The organism is Flavobacterium sp. WG21 (assembly GCF_000335775.1).
Taxonomy (GTDB): Bacteria; Bacteroidota; Bacteroidia; order Flavobacteriales; family Flavobacteriaceae; genus Flavobacterium; species Flavobacterium tructae.
In genome coordinates, this window is sequence record NZ_AMYW01000023.1 from 35718 (window position 1) to 54509 (window position 18792).

General features: G+C 35.5%; 16 protein-coding genes. 11 read left to right on the top strand and 5 right to left on the bottom strand.

Going from position 1 to position 18792, the window contains the following annotated elements:
- Positions 1–22: 22 nt before the first annotated feature.
- Both C245_RS0115730 and C245_RS0115735 read left to right on the top strand, forming a co-directional pair.
- Positions 23–3367, top strand: coding sequence for a SusC/RagA family TonB-linked outer membrane protein (locus tag C245_RS0115730; protein ID WP_017497571.1), 3345 nt, complete (start codon positions 23–25; stop codon positions 3365–3367).
- Between the two features lie 11 nt (positions 3368–3378).
- Entirely contained in the window at positions 3379–4698 is a 1320-nt protein-coding gene (locus C245_RS0115735) for a RagB/SusD family nutrient uptake outer membrane protein (protein WP_017497572.1), read from the top strand.
- 166 nt (positions 4699–4864) lie between these two features.
- On the opposite strand, the gene C245_RS0115740 is transcribed toward C245_RS0115735, so the two are convergent.
- Entirely contained in the window at positions 4865–5296 is a 432-nt protein-coding gene (locus tag C245_RS0115740; protein ID WP_017497573.1) for a response regulator, read from the bottom strand.
- Positions 5297–5308: 12 nt separating this feature from the next.
- Entirely contained in the window at positions 5309–6619 is a 1311-nt protein-coding gene (locus tag C245_RS0115745) for a HAMP domain-containing sensor histidine kinase (protein WP_017497574.1), read from the bottom strand.
- Between the two features lie 757 nt (positions 6620–7376).
- Here C245_RS0115745 and C245_RS0115750 point away from each other — a divergent pair.
- Together C245_RS0115750 and C245_RS0115755 are read left to right on the top strand one after the other, a co-directional pair.
- Complete coding sequence (locus tag C245_RS0115750) at positions 7377–8405, top strand: alpha/beta fold hydrolase (RefSeq protein ID WP_157495884.1); 1029 nt, start codon at positions 7377–7379, stop codon at positions 8403–8405.
- A gap of 99 nt (positions 8406–8504) precedes the next feature.
- Positions 8505–9263 (top strand): LytTR family DNA-binding domain-containing protein, encoded by a 759-nt coding sequence (locus C245_RS0115755; protein WP_017497576.1) that lies wholly within the window; start codon positions 8505–8507, stop codon positions 9261–9263.
- Between the two features lie 34 nt (positions 9264–9297).
- On the opposite strand, the gene C245_RS0115760 is transcribed toward C245_RS0115755, so the two are convergent.
- Positions 9298–11649, bottom strand: coding sequence for a TonB-dependent receptor (locus C245_RS0115760; RefSeq protein ID WP_017497577.1), 2352 nt, complete (start codon positions 11647–11649; stop codon positions 9298–9300).
- 210 nt (positions 11650–11859) lie between these two features.
- Between C245_RS0115760 and C245_RS0115765 the strand changes: the two genes are divergently transcribed.
- Both C245_RS0115765 and C245_RS0115770 read left to right on the top strand, forming a co-directional pair.
- The gene (locus tag C245_RS0115765; protein ID WP_017497578.1) at positions 11860–12948 is read left to right on the top strand and encodes a sensor histidine kinase; all 1089 of its coding nucleotides are present in this window, start codon (positions 11860–11862) and stop codon (positions 12946–12948) included.
- A 4-nt stretch (positions 12949–12952) separates the two neighbouring features.
- The gene (locus C245_RS0115770; RefSeq protein ID WP_017497579.1) at positions 12953–13657 is read left to right on the top strand and encodes a LytTR family DNA-binding domain-containing protein; all 705 of its coding nucleotides are present in this window, start codon (positions 12953–12955) and stop codon (positions 13655–13657) included.
- Positions 13658–13675: 18 nt separating this feature from the next.
- Here C245_RS0115770 and C245_RS0115775 read toward each other — a convergent pair whose 3' ends face one another.
- Both C245_RS0115775 and C245_RS0115780 read right to left on the bottom strand, forming a co-directional pair.
- A complete protein-coding gene (locus C245_RS0115775) occupies positions 13676–14689 on the bottom strand; it encodes a zinc-binding alcohol dehydrogenase family protein (protein WP_017497580.1) in 1014 nt (337 codons plus the stop codon).
- Between the two features lie 168 nt (positions 14690–14857).
- On the bottom strand, positions 14858–15736 hold the full coding sequence (locus tag C245_RS0115780; RefSeq protein ID WP_017497581.1) for an NAD(P)H-binding protein: 879 nt from the start codon (positions 15734–15736) through the stop codon (positions 14858–14860).
- Between the two features lie 81 nt (positions 15737–15817).
- On the opposite strand from C245_RS0115780, the gene C245_RS0115785 reads away from it, so the two are divergent.
- The 5 genes from C245_RS0115785 (at position 15818) to C245_RS0115805 (ending at position 18643) form a co-directional block, all read left to right on the top strand.
- Positions 15818–16186, top strand: coding sequence for a helix-turn-helix domain-containing protein (locus tag C245_RS0115785; RefSeq protein ID WP_017497582.1), 369 nt, complete (start codon positions 15818–15820; stop codon positions 16184–16186).
- Positions 16187–16256: 70 nt separating this feature from the next.
- Positions 16257–16694: a DoxX family protein gene (locus C245_RS0115790; protein ID WP_017497583.1), complete on the top strand. Its 438-nt coding sequence runs from the start codon at positions 16257–16259 to the stop codon at positions 16692–16694.
- A 287-nt stretch (positions 16695–16981) separates the two neighbouring features.
- The gene (locus C245_RS0115795) at positions 16982–17224 is read left to right on the top strand and encodes a hypothetical protein (RefSeq protein ID WP_124020557.1); all 243 of its coding nucleotides are present in this window, start codon (positions 16982–16984) and stop codon (positions 17222–17224) included.
- A 188-nt stretch (positions 17225–17412) separates the two neighbouring features.
- Entirely contained in the window at positions 17413–18249 is an 837-nt protein-coding gene (locus C245_RS0115800; protein WP_017497585.1) for a sulfite exporter TauE/SafE family protein, read from the top strand.
- Between the two features lie 4 nt (positions 18250–18253).
- Positions 18254–18643, top strand: coding sequence for a DUF1634 domain-containing protein (locus tag C245_RS0115805; protein ID WP_026110103.1), 390 nt, complete (start codon positions 18254–18256; stop codon positions 18641–18643).
- Positions 18644–18792 lie beyond the last annotated feature (149 nt).

The window sequence follows — 18792 nt, forward strand, 5'->3', positions numbered from 1 at the left end:
AACATAATCCAAAAACAACCCAATGAAAAATTTATTTTACATGCTGAGTTTCCTACTTACCCTCTCGGGGTTTGCGCAGGAAAGGACTATTAAAGGAAAGGTACTTGATGCCAAAGATGGACTGCCGATACCGGGGGTTACCATTGCTGTCGAAAACAGTTCCGTATCAAACAACACCTCTGAAAAAGGAGTAATTCAAAGTGCCGGTCTGGGAACTGTAAGTGACTTTGACGGTGCCTTTGAATTGAAAATAAACAATAATATCAAATCTCTAAGAGTAACCTATATGGGTTATCTGCCTTATACAATTGACATTACAGATAAAAATCAATACAACATTTCTTTAAAGTCAGATGTAAGCGAATTAAAGGAAATCGTAGTTACCGGTTATCAGAAAATCGAAAAGAGAAAGCTGACATCTGCTGTTGCCAAAGTGGATATGGCTGATATCAAACAAGCGGGTGTTGCGAGTTTAGATCAAATGTTAGTAGGTCAGGTTGCGGGTGTTGCCGTAACACAACAAACAGGAGCTCCGGGAACCATTGCAAAAATCAGAGTTCGTGGTACTGCCTCTCTTAACGGTGCACAGGATCCATTATGGGTTTTGGATGGTTTGCCACTTGAAGGAAATGACATTCCTCAAAATTATGACAAAGACAATATTGATGTTTTAAACAATTTTTCTATCGCAGGTTTAAATCCTGAGGATATTAAAGATATTACCATATTGAAAGATGCTGCTGCAACAGCCATTTACGGAGCAAGAGCTGCAAACGGTGTTATTGTGGTAACAACTAAAAAAGGAAAAAAAGGAAGCATGAAAGTAGATTTGAATGTCAATACTTTTGTGACTCAAAAACCTGATTTTTCTAAATTAAACCTTTTAAATGCTTCTCAAAAAGTAGATTTTGAACTTTCACTGGCTTCAAGAGAAGATCTAACTTACAGAGACGGTAACGGAGAAATTTCCCGTATTCTTAAACAGGCTAATGAATTAGGAGCCTACAGATCGGGAGGTTTTTCGTCTCTAAGTCCAACAACACAAAACTCAATCAACGCTTTAAGAAACAACAATACCAATTGGGGTGACTTATTGTATCGCAGCGCCATCAACAAACAATATACTTTAAGTTTATCCGGTGGTGGAGAAAAATCTGATTACTATTTCTCTTTAGGAGCTTACAACGAAGAAGGTGCTACTATCGGAACTGGTTTTGACAGATACAACCTTACCTTAAAAAACAACTTTGATGTAACTGATAAATTGCGTGTTGGCGTTGGAATTTTTGGTACACAAAGTAAAAAATCATCTTATATTTCAGATACAGACACTTTTACAAATCCTGCTAATTACTCCAGAAACGCAAATCCATATTTAGCTCCATTAAATGCTGATGGAAGTTATAACTATGATAAAGACATGACCGGGTATGGAAATGGAAGTGTATATATTCCTTTTAATTACTTAGAAGAAAGAGAAAATACCAATTACGAATTGACAACAAGATCTATAAAAGCATTACTTGACGTTGATTATAATATTACAAAAGGATTAAAAGCAAGTACACAAATTGGTTTACAGTTTGACAACAATGCTTCTGAAAAATATGCCGGTAAAGACACTTACTTTACAAGAAAAGAAAGAGAAAAAACAAGTGTATTTGCAAATGGAGCTTATACTTATTTCCTTCCAGTTGGCGGAATTATTCAAAATTCAAACACTGACTTTTTTCAATACAACTGGAAAACGATGTTAAACTATAACACTACTCTTGGAGGAAAACATGAGTTAGAATTTATGGTGGGTAATGAGTTAAGAAAAAACAAAAGCACAGCTATTAATACAAAAGGTTTTGGTTTCGACCCGAAAACATTGACTACAACTCAAATTGTTTTTCCAACTCAAAGTTATGCATCTAATCCAACCTATAGAACGTATTTAAAGAGTGAAAACGAAAATGCATTTGCATCATTCTTCGCAACAGCATCTTATACATATGACAGAAAATATACGTTCTTTGGAAGTGTTCGTTACGACGGTTCCGATTTATTTGGTGCAGATCCTAAATACAAATACTTACCATTATGGGCAGTTTCCGGTTCATGGGCAGTATCTGAAGAAAATTTCTTAAAAGATAGCGAAATAGTTTCTAATTTAAGATTACGTGCGTCTTACGGTTTACAAGGAAATATCGATAAAAATACTTCTCCGTATGTCGTTGGAACAAATCAAACAACTATTATTTTACCGGGACAATCAGAACCTATTATTAGTGTAGCTTCTCCTCCAAATGATAAATTAAGATGGGAAAAGACGACCAATACCAACTTTGGAATGGATCTGGGGTTATTCAACAACCGTATTAATATTATAACCGATGTTTACGGAAGAAAAAGTACTGACTTAATTGGCTTACAATCACTTCCTGTTGAAAACGGTTTTGAATATACAAACGCTAACTGGGCTCAGGTAACGAATAAAGGATACGAGATTTCTTTGTCTACAAGAAACATTGACCGTCCGAACTTTAAATGGAGCACGACTATTAATTTTGCTCATAATAAGAGTACTGTTGATCGTATCCAGACAAGATCTAACACCTATTTACCTTCAAGACAAGGATTACCTGTTAATGCCGTATTTGCCTTAAAAACTAACGGAATTGATGAAAGTGGTTTCCCTTTATTTGTAAATAAAAAAGGAGAAACTGTAAACACGCAAACTCTTTTTGGTCTTTTTGATCCTTATGCAGATTTTTTCCCGGGAGTTTTCTCGCAATCAAAACTTACGAATGAAGAAACAAGAGATTTGTTTACTTATGTTGGAGATGCAGATCCAAAATTTACCGGTGGTTTTATCAACACTTTTAAAGTTCATAATTTTGATCTTACTATTGCTACTACTTTCAATCTTAAACAAACTGTTGTTGAAAAACCAAGTTTTAATGGTACACAAGTAGATCGTGGTCAAAACTACACTACAGATATACTTAATGCATGGTCACCTACTAATACAGGTTCGCACATACCTGGAATTACTAGTCCAACTTCAGGAACAGGAGATTCATGGATGGCTTACCAATGGTTTTCTCCAGCAGGAGCACCACTTAATGTTTACAACTATTTAGATACTTGGGTTCATGAAATGAGCTATATGCGCTTAAGCAGCGTTCGTTTAGGATATTCATTGCCTAAAACAGCGACAAAAACGTTGTTTATGGACAGTATTAGATTTAGTATCGAAGGAAGAAACTTATTTGTAATCAGCTCTGATTATAAAGGTTACTTTGACCCTGAAACGTTCGGAAATATCTATGCACAACCAATCCCAAGATCAATATCTTTAGGATGTAATCTAACTTTTTAATCTGATTTAAAATGAAAAATATATTAAAATACATATTCGTTGCCAGCGTAGCTATTACGACTGTAAGCTGTGATAACTATCTTGATGTGAAGCCAGTGGGTAAAGTAATTCCGGAAACTTTAACTGATTATAGAGCAGTAATGACAAGCGGCTACTCTACAACTGCTATTCATAAAGCATTATCTACTATTAGAGCAGACGAATTGGTTTTAGATGAATCTAATGATAATGCTACTTTCTACAGAGATCATTATATTTGGAACGATGCCAATCCTGATAAAACTACAAACAGTTTTCCTTATGCTACTTTGTACAACAGAATTTTCTATACCAATGTGATCATCAATGAAGCAACCGTAAAATTAGCGCCTTCTGCAGAGAAAGATCAACTAATAGGAGAAGCTTACGCTCTAAGAGCATTTGCTTACTTTGATTTATTGAATATCTTCAGTAAACCTTTTAATGCTGCAACAGCTGCAACAGACAGAGGTGTTCCGTTGGCTTTAAAAATAGATTTAGAGCAAGCTTATGTTCCTCAAAGTGTTGCTGTTATTTACGATCAGATTTTATCTGATAATGAAGAGGCAAAAAGATTATTGAATTTAGACACGCAAACAACGGGTATCAACTACCGTTTTTCTAAAGCTGCTTTATATGCAATGGAATCCCGTATTTTCCTTTACAGAAAAGAATGGGCAAAAGCTATTGCTGCTGCAGATAAAGCAATGACATACAAAAGTGCTTTAATCAACTTAAACACTACTGCTGCCTTACCTAATCTTTACAACGGACCGGAATCTATATTAGCACTTGAAGATCCTTTTATTAATCTTTTGAAAGGAACATCATATGCTGCGCCAACTTTAACAGGCGTTTATGATAAAACAAACGACTTACGTTTTGCTTTGTATTATCAGGCAAGCGGAAGCAGATACAGATTTAGAAAAGGTGGTGATATTGCACAAAAATGTACTTTTAGAACCGCTGAATTGTATTTGACAAAAGCAGAAGCATCGGCACAACTAAACGATCTGCCAACGGCGAGAACAACGGTAATCGCTTTCATCAAAAACAGATATAAAACTACAGCTTTTGATCAGTTAAGCCTGTCGATTGCTGCCATGACACAAACTCAACTTCTTGACTTTATCGCTCAGGAAAGACAACGTGAGTTTGCTGTAGAAGGTCACCGCTGGTTTGATTTGCGTAGAACAACTCAAAAACAAATCATCCATACTTTCAATGGAGAAAATTATACGCTAATAGAAAATGATCCGCGATATACGCTTCCATTTCCTTTAGATGCACGTTTAAACAATCCTGAATTGTAAGTCTATAAAATAACTTCAAAGTAAAATTGCCCCAAAATTTTAGAGAATTATATACTTACAATAATGAGCCCGATATTACATCGGGCTCATTGCTTTTTTGGACTTATACAGTAATCACGGTCGGGGTTATACTAACTAATAAAATTTAACTTTCAACCATCTATGTTTAATGACTTTTTAATAGAAACTCCTGCTTTATGCCTTCAAATTTCTCTTTACAAAGGGGTTTGTTCAGAAAGCCTATTACCAAGGGGTTACTTTCTGCCCGTTTGAGATCTTCCGGATGCGTTGAAGAAGTAATCATCATTATAATACAATTTAGTTTGATTGATTCAGAAAGTTTTGCATACTCCTCAAGAAACTCAAAACCATTCATTTCAGGCATATTGATATCAAGAAAAATAAATTGCGGAAGTAAATCAGGTGTATCTTCTAACGAACGTAAATATTCAAGTGCTGTTGTGGCTAACTCTTCTAAAACAATTTCCTCAGCAAAATAATACTTTTCAGCCATTCGCTTTGCAATATAACGATCTGTAGCACTATCGTCTATGACAAGGATTTTTCTAAAGTAGGGTTGTGTTGCGTTCTGTTCCATGGGTTAAGGTATTTACTTGTTTGGGATTTTAATCGTAAAAGTGGTTCCATGACCAATTTCAGATTGAACTTTTATATCTCCATTGAGTTTATAGATTGCTTCTTTTACAATATAAAGTCCCAATCCTGAACCAACCGACTCTCGGGAAACACGATAAAACATGTCAAATATTTTTGGATGTAAATCTTGCTGAATTCCAATTCCATTGTCCTCAACAACAATATTGGTTTCGATGTTAGAAATATCAATTTTAATATTGACAAATGGATTTGAAACCTTAAAATTTTGATAGCGGATCGAATTTGAAATCAGATTGTTCAGAATAGTCGTAAGCCGATTTTTATCGGAGTACACCGAAGCATTACCAATAATATCAACTTTAAAATCAACTCTTCGGTTAGTATCACCCATGAATTTTAAATTTTGGGTTACCTCTTTGATAAGTTCTCTAAAATTGATCTTTTGCTTCTCGATCTCCATCCGTGAGTTTCGCGAATAATCAAGGATATCACAAATGAAGTTATCTAACTTTTCGGCATTCTCCTTTAACATTTCAAGATGTCCAATCATTAACTCTTCCGCTGTATCGTCTTTGGCTATTTCAATAAGTCCAAGCATAGAATTTAATGGAGCACGTAAATCATGAGAGGTACTATACACAAAACGATCCAATTCGTAATTTGCCGTTTTTAATTCCTGATTTTCAATTTCTCTTTTTTTAAACGTCTGATTAATATGAGCTTCACTGTAATTTTTAAATTGATAAGCCCACAATCCACAAAGCCCGAAAATGGTCGTGGCTAATAGTATATGAATAACAAAAGTGCGCAGTGTCATATAATCCAACTGAGTAAAATAAATACCACTGACACCACTATATTGCAAATAACCAAATAGTGCATGATGAATTATTACTACTAATGTTAACGGTATTTGCAGTTTCCAGTTTTGATAAGTGATAAGTATAGCACTTGCAACAAATGCCGTAAAATGCATCTCAAACATACCATGCATCTGATAAATAAACTGGCACATGAAAATCCCCAATACAGTACTGAGAACATACTGATAAAAGTCAGATTCAGGCAACGCTAATTTTGATGAATAATAGGCAATAAGCAATATTCCCCCCACTCCAATTGCAATCTCCCAGGTATCAAAACAAAACGCTAATAATAAACCTATAATAAAAAAAGCGACCAGAAAGTAATTAATTAAATTATCCGATTTTCTCTTTATTGCCAAAAGAAATTCCTGAATGTTCTTAGATTGTTCCAGATTTTCGATTTTCTCTTTCATACTTTTTTCAACTTGGTACTGCATTGCGATACTCTTTTAAAGTAAAGGCAATTGGATTAAAAAAGGACAAGAAAAGCAGTTTATGCAGTGTTATGTTCATTAATTCTTCGTTTTAGCAAATGAACACTAGTTAGCTTTCAGATAAGAGATCTTGCTGAACTATACTTGCGCTCCATCATTATATCTCAAAAGCGAAAAAAATGCACCTGAGTAAAGTAGTCATCCCATAGTACATCATTCTGCAGCAAAAAGCTGACGAACAACACCATTAAAGCTTTAGCTAATTTAATAAAAAAAACGATAAAGTAGGATTTTATCTATTGCAATATATCTAAAAAGCGGGTAAAGAATCCAATCACAACAGCAAAAAAAAACATCTGATAATGAAATACTTAAGCCAAAATTTTAAAAACTCGTTTATACCCAATACAAATATGGCTAACGTTTATGGATTCAAAATAGGTTGTACAAACCACAAATTTAGTACGTTAACAACACATCATACATTACCGACGTTCTGTTGGTCCTCTCTGTACTATTTAAAAATCACAATTCCGTATTATTTTTCAAGCAGTTACATTACTATCTGATAAAAACATCTAATCTAAACATTATCCATTCAGTATCTGTTCCAGCTGGTGGGTTAAGAAATTTTGAGCCCATGTATAATGGAATGGTCTTTTTGTATACTTTTGGTTTCGCGATAAAACAAGCCATAAAGAACAAAAAAATACCTGCAGAAAGCCAGGAAACGTTAGGAGTAAATATGAAAAGCATTACGATGAAAAAAATTATAATAAAATTTACAAAATGGGCACTTCTAATTTGCCTCGCACTATTTATAGTTAAAGGATGTATTCCGACAACCCCTGATGTACCTCATATTACACCTCGCGCAACTACTCAATACTGGGATTTACCTACAGGTTCAAAAATTGCTTATACGCACATTGCAGGCAAAGGGGTGAAAAAACCATATCCAATTATTTACCTGCACGGTGGTCCCGGAGGATATGTGTATACCAAAAATATTGAAACATTAGGAAAACTTTCTGCATCGGGCTATGATGTATATTTATATGACCAGGTAGGTTGCGGTCTTTCGGAAAGACTGGAAAAAGTTAGCGAATATACTGCTGTACGCCATGTAAACGACCTTGAAGCAATTATCAAATTATTAGGTGTCGAAAAAGTAATTCTGGTTGGACAATCCTGGGGTGGAGCATTAGCGGTATTATATTCCGCTGATCATTTGGACAAAGTAGACAGAATTGTTTTTACTTGTCCCGGTGCAATTAAACCTGCAAATGAAGCATTAGAAAAAATTAAAGCACCTGACAGCCTGAATTTAAAAGAGCCATACAATCCAAATTCGAAAATACTTCCAATTGTACTTAATCCAAGGTATGTATCTATAGGAATTTGGGCAAGATTTTTTGGAAAAAAACTGGCTAATGATAAAGAAGCTGATGGTTATCTTACTAGTATGGCTAATGTTTTTACGAAAGGTCTTGTTTGCGATTCAACAAATGTATTGAAAGAAGAAGGTGGTGCCGGTAGTTATTGTAATTTAAATACAAGTGTAAGTTATGGTGGTTTAAAAGACCCCAGAATAAAACTGAAAAACAACAAAATCCCTGTTTTGGTCATGAAAGGACAATGCGATAATATTGATTGGGGCTATACAAAAGAGTATCTTGACTTGTTTACTAATAGCAAGTTCAAATTAATTCCAAATGCAGGACATCAAATTTTCGCAGAACAACCCGAATTATATACAAAAACAATTAAAGATTTTTTAACCCAATAGCATCGATCAACAAAAGAAAAATATGTAACCATTGTACCTTGCAAAACACTAAGCTTTCACAACGCTCCGTTTTTTTTAACTTTACAAAAAATAAACGAAATGAAAATAGTCATCATTGAAGATGAACATCTCGCCTCCACCTATCTCAAAAATATTCTGGAAGAGCAGACTATCCTTCCGATCAGTGAAATTACAGTACTGAAATCTGTAAAGGGTGCTGTTGCCTTTTTTAAAGCGAATACCGTTGATCTGGCATTTATGGATATTCATTTGGGAGATGGTAAAAGCCTCGATATTTTCGAGCAGGCTCTCGTGTCATGCCCCGTTATTTTTATCACTGCTTATGACTCTTATGCCGTAAAAGTTTTCAAACATTTTACTATCGATTATCTTCTTAAACCTTACGAAGAGGAAGAATTACTCGAAGCTTTGCACAAATACAAAAACATAAAAGAAACCTTTAACAGCAATTCAGTTGTTGAATCTTTAGTTGAAATTGAGAATCAAAGTAACATTCAGCATCATTTTCTGGTGAGCCACAGAGATAAACTAATTTCTGTTAACGACACTTCAATTCCCTTTTTCTTTGCCACCGGAAAACATTTGTTTATCTACACCAACTCCGGCAGCAGTTATCTGTACAATAATAATTTGAAAGACCTCATCAATAAACTCGATCCGGCTCTTTTCTTTAAAATCAACAGAAAATATATTATCAACCGCCATTCTGTTCAGGAAATTGTAAAACATTCGAGCCAGAAAATCGAAATTTTACTGAATGTTACCGTTCCGGATACAGAACCTATTATTCTAAGCAAAAAGGAAATCAATAATTTTAAAAACTGGCTCGATTCCTAAAATTCAGTTAGAGTAAAGAATATAAATTTCCAGACTATTCAGAATCCGGAAGTCTGTCGGCTTCATTCTTTTTTCGGTTAAAACGGTAAATTACAGTCAGTCTGATATATCTTCCCTGCGAACGAAACTCTGATTCTAAATAATAGAGCGGTGTGCTGACCGTTTGTTTGGTTAGTTGCGAATTAAAAAGGTTGTTCACATTTAAAGTAACCGACATTTTATCGTTAAAAAAGTCCTTGTTTAAACCAATATTGGCCGAGTATTGTGCCTCGGTAACCGATTGAACTCCCTGATTTTTACCTCGGTATTTAAAACTAAAATCGCCCGAAATGATTTTTGGAAACTTCACAACCGAACGAAAACTTGACAGCCAGGTTTCATCTTCCACATCATAAACTACCTCTTTGTAAATACCTTGCTGCTTAAATTTGTAGTAATTAAAATCCAAAGACAGTCTCAGCCATTTTGTTGGACTGTAAGTTGAAGAAACTTCTGCTCCGTAACGATCTTCGGTGTCCAGATTTACCGGTGTTCTCACAAAATAATTTTCATCGGTACGCTGCAGAATATACTCGAAAAAATCGGTAGTGTGCTGATAGTATACAGACGGATTAATACTGAATTTTCCGGGTTTGGCCAGTAAAGTCAATTCAAAAGAATTCGTAAACATCGGATTCAAATCAGGGTTTCCTACGGTAAGATTGCGCAAATCTGAAAGCCCGGAAAAAGGATTCAGCTGCCAAAACCTCGGACGGTTGATACGTTTGCTGTAGCTAAGCTGTAAGTCCGTTTTTTCGGTTAGATTGTATACTAAATGAACGGTTGGAAACAGGTTGATATAATTTTTAGTGTTGCTGAACAAATTCTTTGAATCGGCAATTTTAATATCGGATAATTCCGCCCGCAAACCTGCCAGATAACTGAACTTTTTAATTTTACTTCCAAACTGAATGTAACCACTATAAAGATTTTCGTCGTATTTTAATTTATTGGTAAACTGGTCCTGCAAAACCTCATCCAAAACCGTATAATAATCACTTCTAATGGCGCGCAAATCGCTTCTGATTCCCATCTCAATTTTAGAATTTTCGTTTATCGGATTTACAAAATCAGACTTTAGAAAGATATCGTTACTGCTTTCAATATCTCGGCTGTACAGATTAGAAACCTCGGGTTCATAAGGCATCGTTTTTTGCTGATCGATGTATTGATTTTCATCGTCGTGCCAAAAATCATATTGCAGGCTGGTCGTCCATTTTTTATCCTTTTTATCAAATGTTTTTACATAATTTAATTCTAAGGCATTGTAAAACTTTGGTTCCTTATAATTTTCGTAGCGATTGATGATACTGTCAGTTGCATTATTGGCATTGGCATACTCGTACCCAATAGCCGTTTTGTAATTGTTATTGTTTCTGTCTCGATAGTAGCTTCCAGTTAAAGTATTTTTGGCATTAATGTAATAATCTCCTCCTATGTAAATATTGTAGATACTATTATTTCTTCGGATATCATCGTATTGATTCAGCGTGGTTACTGCATTGTTGCTGGTATTGTGCTGAAACTGTCTGTTGGAAGCAAAAACGTCAATATAACGGTATCCTATATTGGAAAACAAATTGACTTTTTCGGTTTTATAACTCACATTGGCATTCAGACTATGATTTGCCGGATTTCCTATTCCTGCCTGCAGCGAACCGTTGAATCCCTGCATACTGTTTTTCTTTAGTATGATATTTATAATTCCTGCACTCCCCTGCGCTTCGTAAGCCGCTGAGGGATTTGTAATAACTTCTACTTTTTCAATATTCCCCGCCGAAATTTGAGACAAACCGTTATTGGCCGTTAACATGGATGGTTTTCCGTTAATTAAAACCGTAACACCGCTATTGCCTCTAAGGCTTACGGCCCCTGCAATATCAACATTCACAGAAGGAACATTATTCAAAATATCGTTAGCTGTTCCGCCTTTGGAGAGAATGTCTTTCCCAACGTTGAATACTTTTTTATCCATTTTTAGTTCTACGGCCGATTTTTCAGCTACCACATTCACTTCATTCAGTTCATTGACTTCTTCTTCCAGTAAAACGTCTTTTAAAATCAGATCTTTCTGAAGTGAAATCGCGTTTACGGTGAATGGTTTGTAGGATATAAATTCGATTTTCAACTGATAATTTCCGGGAGGGCTCTTGAAAACGTACATCCCGTTTTCATCAGAAGAAACCGTTCTTTTTTTCTGATCAGACGATTCCAGCGTGACGGTAACATAGGACAGGGATTGTTTTGTTTTTGAATCCATAACTTTTCCTTTAAGCGTAAATTCATTGGTCTGTGCCACAGCCTCAAAGCCTAAAGAAAGGATGATGAGTAAGATGAGCTTTTTCATTTTTGGTTTCGTTTATAATTTTCACCAAAACTCTTCTTTAATTGTATGCAAAAATTAAGCGCATGCTATACAGTTCTTTCAGATCGTTAAACCATTAAATAACGAGTATTAACGATGTTTATCTACGCTTTTCATGCGTTAATGTCTTTTTTGAACCTGTTTGTCGACACGTTCTTTCTCTTTGTAAATAAATACTAACTTTGGTCTGCTATGTCAGTATTCGAAAAACTCATCAACTATTCCTCAGCGCACAGAGTTCCAACACATATTGTGTTTTGGTTCTGCCTGTATATTATGTTCCTTGGTAAAAACAATTTTGATGATCCTGCATTAAACATTCCAAATGAAATGCTGGGAATTGCATTCGATCTCTTTTTCTCTATGCTGTTTGCCTATTTCCTTTCCTATCGTATTCTTCCGCGCTTAATGACGCCCAAAAATCATAGTATGGTCTGGCTTGAATTTATAGTGGGCTGTTATCTTATCTCGGCTATTAACCGAACTATAATCATTTATATACTGGAACCTATTGTACGCACCCCTCCTTTTATACAGGAGTCCGTTTTTGAAATCTTTACAGATATTTCAAAGTTGTTTCGATCCTATTTTATTCAATCCTTTTTTCTTTCTTTATTTTTTGTTTTTGTAAAACAGGTTAAAAACCAGTATTTAGTTCAGAAAAAAGCATTGTTACTGGAAAAGCAAAAGGCGGAAACGGAATTGAAAGTGCTAAAAGCCCAATTGAATCCTCATTTTTTGTTCAATACGCTCAACAATATTTATTCGCTTTCCCTTGTTAATTCTCCCATTACTTCACCATCAATTGCCGTATTGTCTGAAATACTAGATTGTATTTTATATCGCTGCAGCGGCACATATGTCCCTGTTTCACAAGAAATTGCATTGCTTAACAATTATATTGCACTTGAAAAATTACGATATGATGAAAGGCTCAGTGTTATTTTTAATACCGATGTCGACCATAATGATGTTATTGCGCCTTTAATTTTACTTTCATTAGTAGAAAATGCTTTTAAACATGGTGCCGGAGAAGATACGGATTCCCCCATTATAGCTATTGATTTAAAACTAAAGAACAGTCATTTTACCTTTACGGTTAAAAACACTATTGGGAAGAGTGAAACTGAATCTGAAAACGGTAAAATTGGACTGAACAATATCATACAGCAGCTGGACAAAATTTATCCAGAAAATTATACTTTTGAGGTTACCAAAAACGATACTCATTTTACAGCCCATTTAGAAATCAAGCTGCAAAACGATTCCAACCAAGCTTAGAAAAATGAAAATAAGATGTTTATTAGTCGATGATGAGCCTTTGGCCATAAACCTGCTGCAAAATCACATCAGTAAGCTGGATTATTTTGAGATTGTAGGAACCTGTCCGAATGCCTTAAAAGCTGCCGAAGTATTAAGAACTACAGCAGTTGACCTGATGTTTCTGGATATTAAAATGCCACAGATCACGGGAATTGATTTTTTAAAGACATTGAAAAACCCTCCGGCTATTATTTTCACAACGGCTTATCGTGAATATGCTTTGGAAAGCTACGAACATGACATTGTAGATTATTTGCTCAAACCTATTACTTTTGATCGCTTTTTTAAAGCCACCGATCGTTATTTACGTATCAGTGGCCCAAGCAATACAAAAATTATAACGCCACCTCTCGAGAGTTTTATTTACATCAGAAGCGGTACTAAATTTCATAAAATCAATACGGACAATGTTTTGTTTATTGAAAGTGTGAAAGACTACATTGTGGTGCATCAGAAGGAAGACATAAAACTAACCTCTAAATACAAAATCGGCGATATTGAAGCGGAACTTCAGGGAAAAGATTTTCTTCGGGTACACCGTTCTTTTATCATCAATTTAAAAAACATTACAGCTTTTACCGCTTATGATGTTGAAATTGGCTCCATAGAAATTCCTATCGGGGCAAGCTACAAAGAATATGTTTTTAAGATATTAAAAGGTTCATAACCTCATCCCTGCTTGTCTTTAGAACTTAATAGCAATTTTTCCTATAGTCTTCCCTGACTCTAAAAGTTCATGCGCTTTTTTGAAATTCGATACCGTTAAACCTGTTAACGTTACATTTAGCGTTGATTTTAGCATGCCCTGATCTAAAAGATCAGCCAATTTATTAAGAATAACGTGCTGTTCCTCCATATCATCGGTTTCATACATCGATCGTGTGTACATAAGCTCCCACGAGAAGGAGGCACTTTTATTTTTTAGTTTGTTCAGAGCCACAGGATCACTGCTTCCGGTAATAGAAGCAATATGCCCTTGGGGTTTAATCAATTCTACCATAGTATCCCAATACGAATTCGTATCTACAAAATCTAAAATAAAATCAACCTGTTGAAACCCGGCTTCCTGAACCGAAGCAATTAAATTTCGGTGATCGACTACATAATCAGCTCCCTGCTCTTTGCACCAGCCTATAGTTTCTGGGCGGGATGCGGTTGCAATAACCGTGAGACCCGCTACTTTTTTGGCCAATTGAATAGCGATCGAACCTACTCCTCCTGCTCCTCCAATAATTAAGATCGACTTACCTTTATCTTTTTCAGGATTGATTCGGATGCGGTCAAAGAGAATTTCCCAAGCCGTTAAACCGGTTAAAGGTATGACTGCCGATTCTTCAAGACTTAAGGACTTTGGTTTTCTGCCTACAATTCGTTCGTCAATAACCTGGTATTCGGCATTACTACCCGGTTTGGTAATATCTCCGGCATAAAAAACTTCATCTCCCACCTTAAACAGGCTTACTTTCTCTCCTACCGCTTCAACAATACCCACAGCATCCCAACCTATAATCTTCGGAGTTTCTAAAATGGTATCTTTTGTACTATTTTGACGAATTTTAAAATCGACGGGATTAACAGATACTGCACTAATTTTTACTACTAAATCACGTTCTCCGGGAACTGGTTTTGGAGTTTCAAATGCTATAAAACTCTCTTCTTCAGCAATTGGTAACGATGTTTTAAATCCTATGGCTTTCATCTTTATAATTTTTAAGTTCTATTATTATTACAAAGATAAATACAGTCCGAATCTTACAAACGGTATAATTTTATACTAAACCAGTATATTCTTATCAAAAATCAATAGCACTTTAGAATTCTCAAATACTAAAAAAAGCTGATCCTAAAACCAGCTTCTTACTTTTATTTAAAATTTAGCGGCAAATTCTTTTGCAAAATCTTCCAGTTTAGTTCGTCCTTCAACAGAACTATAATCGCCTAAAAAATGTGCTGCAATTTTACCGTTTCTAAAACCTGATCCCATTTCGGTATACAGTTCAGCAATTTCTTCCGGTAGTCCCGCTTGTTTCATTCCGTCAAGAGATTGTACATCGGTAAATTCTATCCATGGTAAATCCGGTTTTCCAATGGCTAAGCCTAAAGTTTTGGCTACTTCATTTGGAGTTCGCACATCACTTACAATATAACGAATGTTCTTTCCCACTATCGTTTTTAGTAATTCTTCAGACACTGCTGCGGCAATATCTTCAGGATGTACAAAAGGAATTGTAGTGTTAGAAGGATAATTTGCTCCAATAATTCCCGCTCCCTTAATCATTGGAACATCATGGTACAAATTCGTGTAGAAAAAACCCGCACGAAGATACGTAACCGATACGTTCTCTAATGACTCATATAATTTCTCAATATTATGAAGTCCGGCAATTGGACCATTTCCTCCTGGTAAATCTGCACCAATACTGCTCAACATTACAACACGTTTTACTCCGGCAGCTGCTATGGCTTTTGCAAGTGCTTTACCGGCGTCTGTAGTATTGGTAATGATATTAACTCCTCCCATATTAGGCGGAGTCATTGCAAATACAGCATCCGCTCCTTCAAATGCGCTTTGCAAAAAAGCGGCATCACTTACAGAACCTATCGCTGCTTTTGCTCCTGCTGCTTCAATCATTTTTACGCGGTCTGAACTACTACTGATTACTGTTACCTCGTGTCCCGAGGCAATAAGTTTTTGGGTCAATGGCCTACCTATGTTTCCTAATGATCCTGAAATTGTAATTTTCATCTCTGTTTATTTTTTTATGTTCTGTAACAAAGGTATATTTGTACTTACTTTTATACAAGTACTTACCCTAAAGTATGCACTATGACCGCCATCAAAGAATCATCGACTATTCAGGAAAACAAGCAATATGCTTTAGACCAATGTCCTGTAACTTATGTTATGGAAAAAATTGGAGGCTATTGGAAACCCATTATCATTTACCATCTTTCAGGCGGAAGCAAACGTTACAGCGAACTAAAAAGGGCTATCCCTGCAGTTACCGAAAAGATGCTGATACAACATTTAAAGCAGCTCGAAGCCGACCATCTTGTCATTAGAGAAGCTAAACCGGTTGTACCTCCTTTTGTGACCTATAGCTTAAGTCCGTCGGGAAAAGGTTTAATGCCTGTTATCGAAGCTATGGCGACATGGGCCTTCAAGGATAAGGAAGATGGATTTAAGAGTTCTTAAAATAGCTTGGTCTCAAAAATAATCATCAAAGTAGCAGAACATCTTGTTACCTTTACCTAAAAAGATCCAAATGAGAAAAATTGGTACAACACAGGCAGGTTTTGTTTTAAGAATTGTTTTAGGAATTACGATGCTCTCTGCAGTTGCCGACCGTTTTGGTCTTTGGGGTGCACCCGGCGCTCCCGGAGTTGCGTGGGGAAACTGGGACAATTTTATTGTTTACACCCAAACCTTAAACTCCTTTGCTAGTAGATCCTTAGCAGAAGTATTGGGAGCTTTGGCTACTTTTTTTGAGATTTTGTTTGGTTTGTTTCTCATCATAGGATTTAAAACCCGTTACATTGCTTTGGGAACTGCAGGTTTAATGCTTCTTTTTGCATTCTCCATGGCTGTTTCAGTCTCTGTAAAAGCTCCTTTTGATTACTCGGTTCTAACAAGTGCTGCGGCAGCCTTATTGCTTTCTTCTTTGGACAAAACGTATCTCGCTTTAGACAATCGATCCCAATAAAAATTTATAAAACTCATTCAAAATATAAAATCCTTAAAAAATAACTACCTGCGAAAAAGACCAAAACATTGGGCTTTCGACAACCTGCTCACCTCAAATACAAATTTTGTAAATCGCAATACAAATTATATAACAATTCCCAAATCTAAATTCTCAATTTAAACGTATGTATGAAAATACGATACTCCGGAGGAATTAAACTCAAATGGTAATGGTTTTTGGGGCATATTGAGCTTAATAACCTCCCGGGATATCGTTTATTAAATAATTTTAAACGAAGGAAAAGAGTGGAAAAGTTAAATGTCGAGAGATTAAAAAACAGTCTGGATTACTTGCAAAGCAAACAAAGGGAACTAAAAAGGCAAAATGAGGAAGATACCCGAACTCTCGAATCTCTCATAAAGTATTTAAAAAAGGACATGATTGATCAGTATAAATTAACCAAATACGATTTATACATCAAGCAGGATGTTAAGGATACGGAGACTTTTATCAATAGTGTGCAAAAAATAATAGAAGACAACCTGTAAATTCTTCAATCTTAGCGCATCATCAACCTCCCTGATTGTTATTTAAAAATCAATCAGTTAGAATTATTTTGGCATTATTTTTCATCCTTTATATTTTATGATGCTGTCATTTTAGTTTTTAATTAAGAAATAAAAAAGTTCCTCTCCCAATTTCAATTCGTAAATTAGCGGTAACAAAATCGATTCGAATGACAGTACTTACGTTTACCCTGATTATGATTCTCGGTGCTTTTTTAGCAGGTTTTATTGGCTCATTATCAGGTTTAGGTGGCGGGATTATCATAATTCCACTTTTAACAGTCATTCTTGGCGTTGACATTCATTATGCAATTGGTGCAGCTCTGGTTTCCGTAATTGCAACTTCTTCAGGTTCAGCCGCAGCTTATGTGAGAGAAGGAATCACCAACATGCGATTGGGTATTTTTCTGGAAATTGCCACTACAATAGGTGCTGTTTGCGGAGCCCTGCTTTCAACTATTGCTCCTACTTCGTTTATTGCCGTTTTATTTGGGCTTACTTTAATTTTCTCGGCTATCAATTCGCTTCGTAAAAAAGAAGAACATATTGTTTTAGAATCTAGTCCTTTGGCTAAAAAACTAAAATTAGAAGGCACTTATCCCGCACACGATGGCAAAGTTATTCATTACGGAACTAAAAATGTTATAGGAGGTTTCAGTATGATGGGAATTGCCGGAATGATGTCCGGTTTATTAGGAATTGGTTCCGGAGCTTTTAAAGTAATCGCCATGGACAATATTATGAGAGTTCCGTTTAAAGTTTCTACTACCACCAGTAACTTTATGATGGGAGTTACCGCAATGGCAAGTTCTGTCATTTACATTCAGAAAGGATACATCGAACCTGGAATCTGTATGCCTGTAGTAGTTGGTGTGCTTTTTGGAGCGATGGCAGGAGCGAAAGTTCTTGTGAAAACAAATCCTAAGAAACTAAGAATATTCTTTGCCTGTCTCATCTTTGTACTAGCAGTAAATATGATCTATAACGGAATTAATGGAAAAATCTAAGACTATGCAACACGAAAAATTTGGAGAAAAAGATTTTCAAACCATTATCGGAAATTTATTGCGCTATGGCGTCTGGATTTCTTTATCCGTAGCTTTTATTGGTGGAATTGTTTACTTACTGCATCATAGCGCGGACATTGAAGACTATTCGGTCTTTCATGAAAATGACCGTAATATCTTTGAAGTAATTTCGGCAATTTATCAGGGTGTAATTCAGGGAAACGGTGAATCTTTAATCTTTTTTGGAATTATTCTGCTTTTTCTAACTCCGGTTTTACGTGTTTTACTATCACTATTTTCGTTTTTACTGGAAAAAGATTATCTGTATGTAGGCATCACCTTAATTGTTATTGTGATTATTCTGATTAGTGTTTCCTTTGGTTTTTCTCATTAATTATAAGCTTTAGGCTTTCTTAAAAAGCTTACTGCTTAAAGCCTAAAGCCTAAAAAAAAATAATAACCGCGATAAGTATTGGGCTGTCGGCTTTCTAAAAAAAGCATATTGCTTAAAGCTTAAAGCCTAAAGCTATAAAAATACTAACC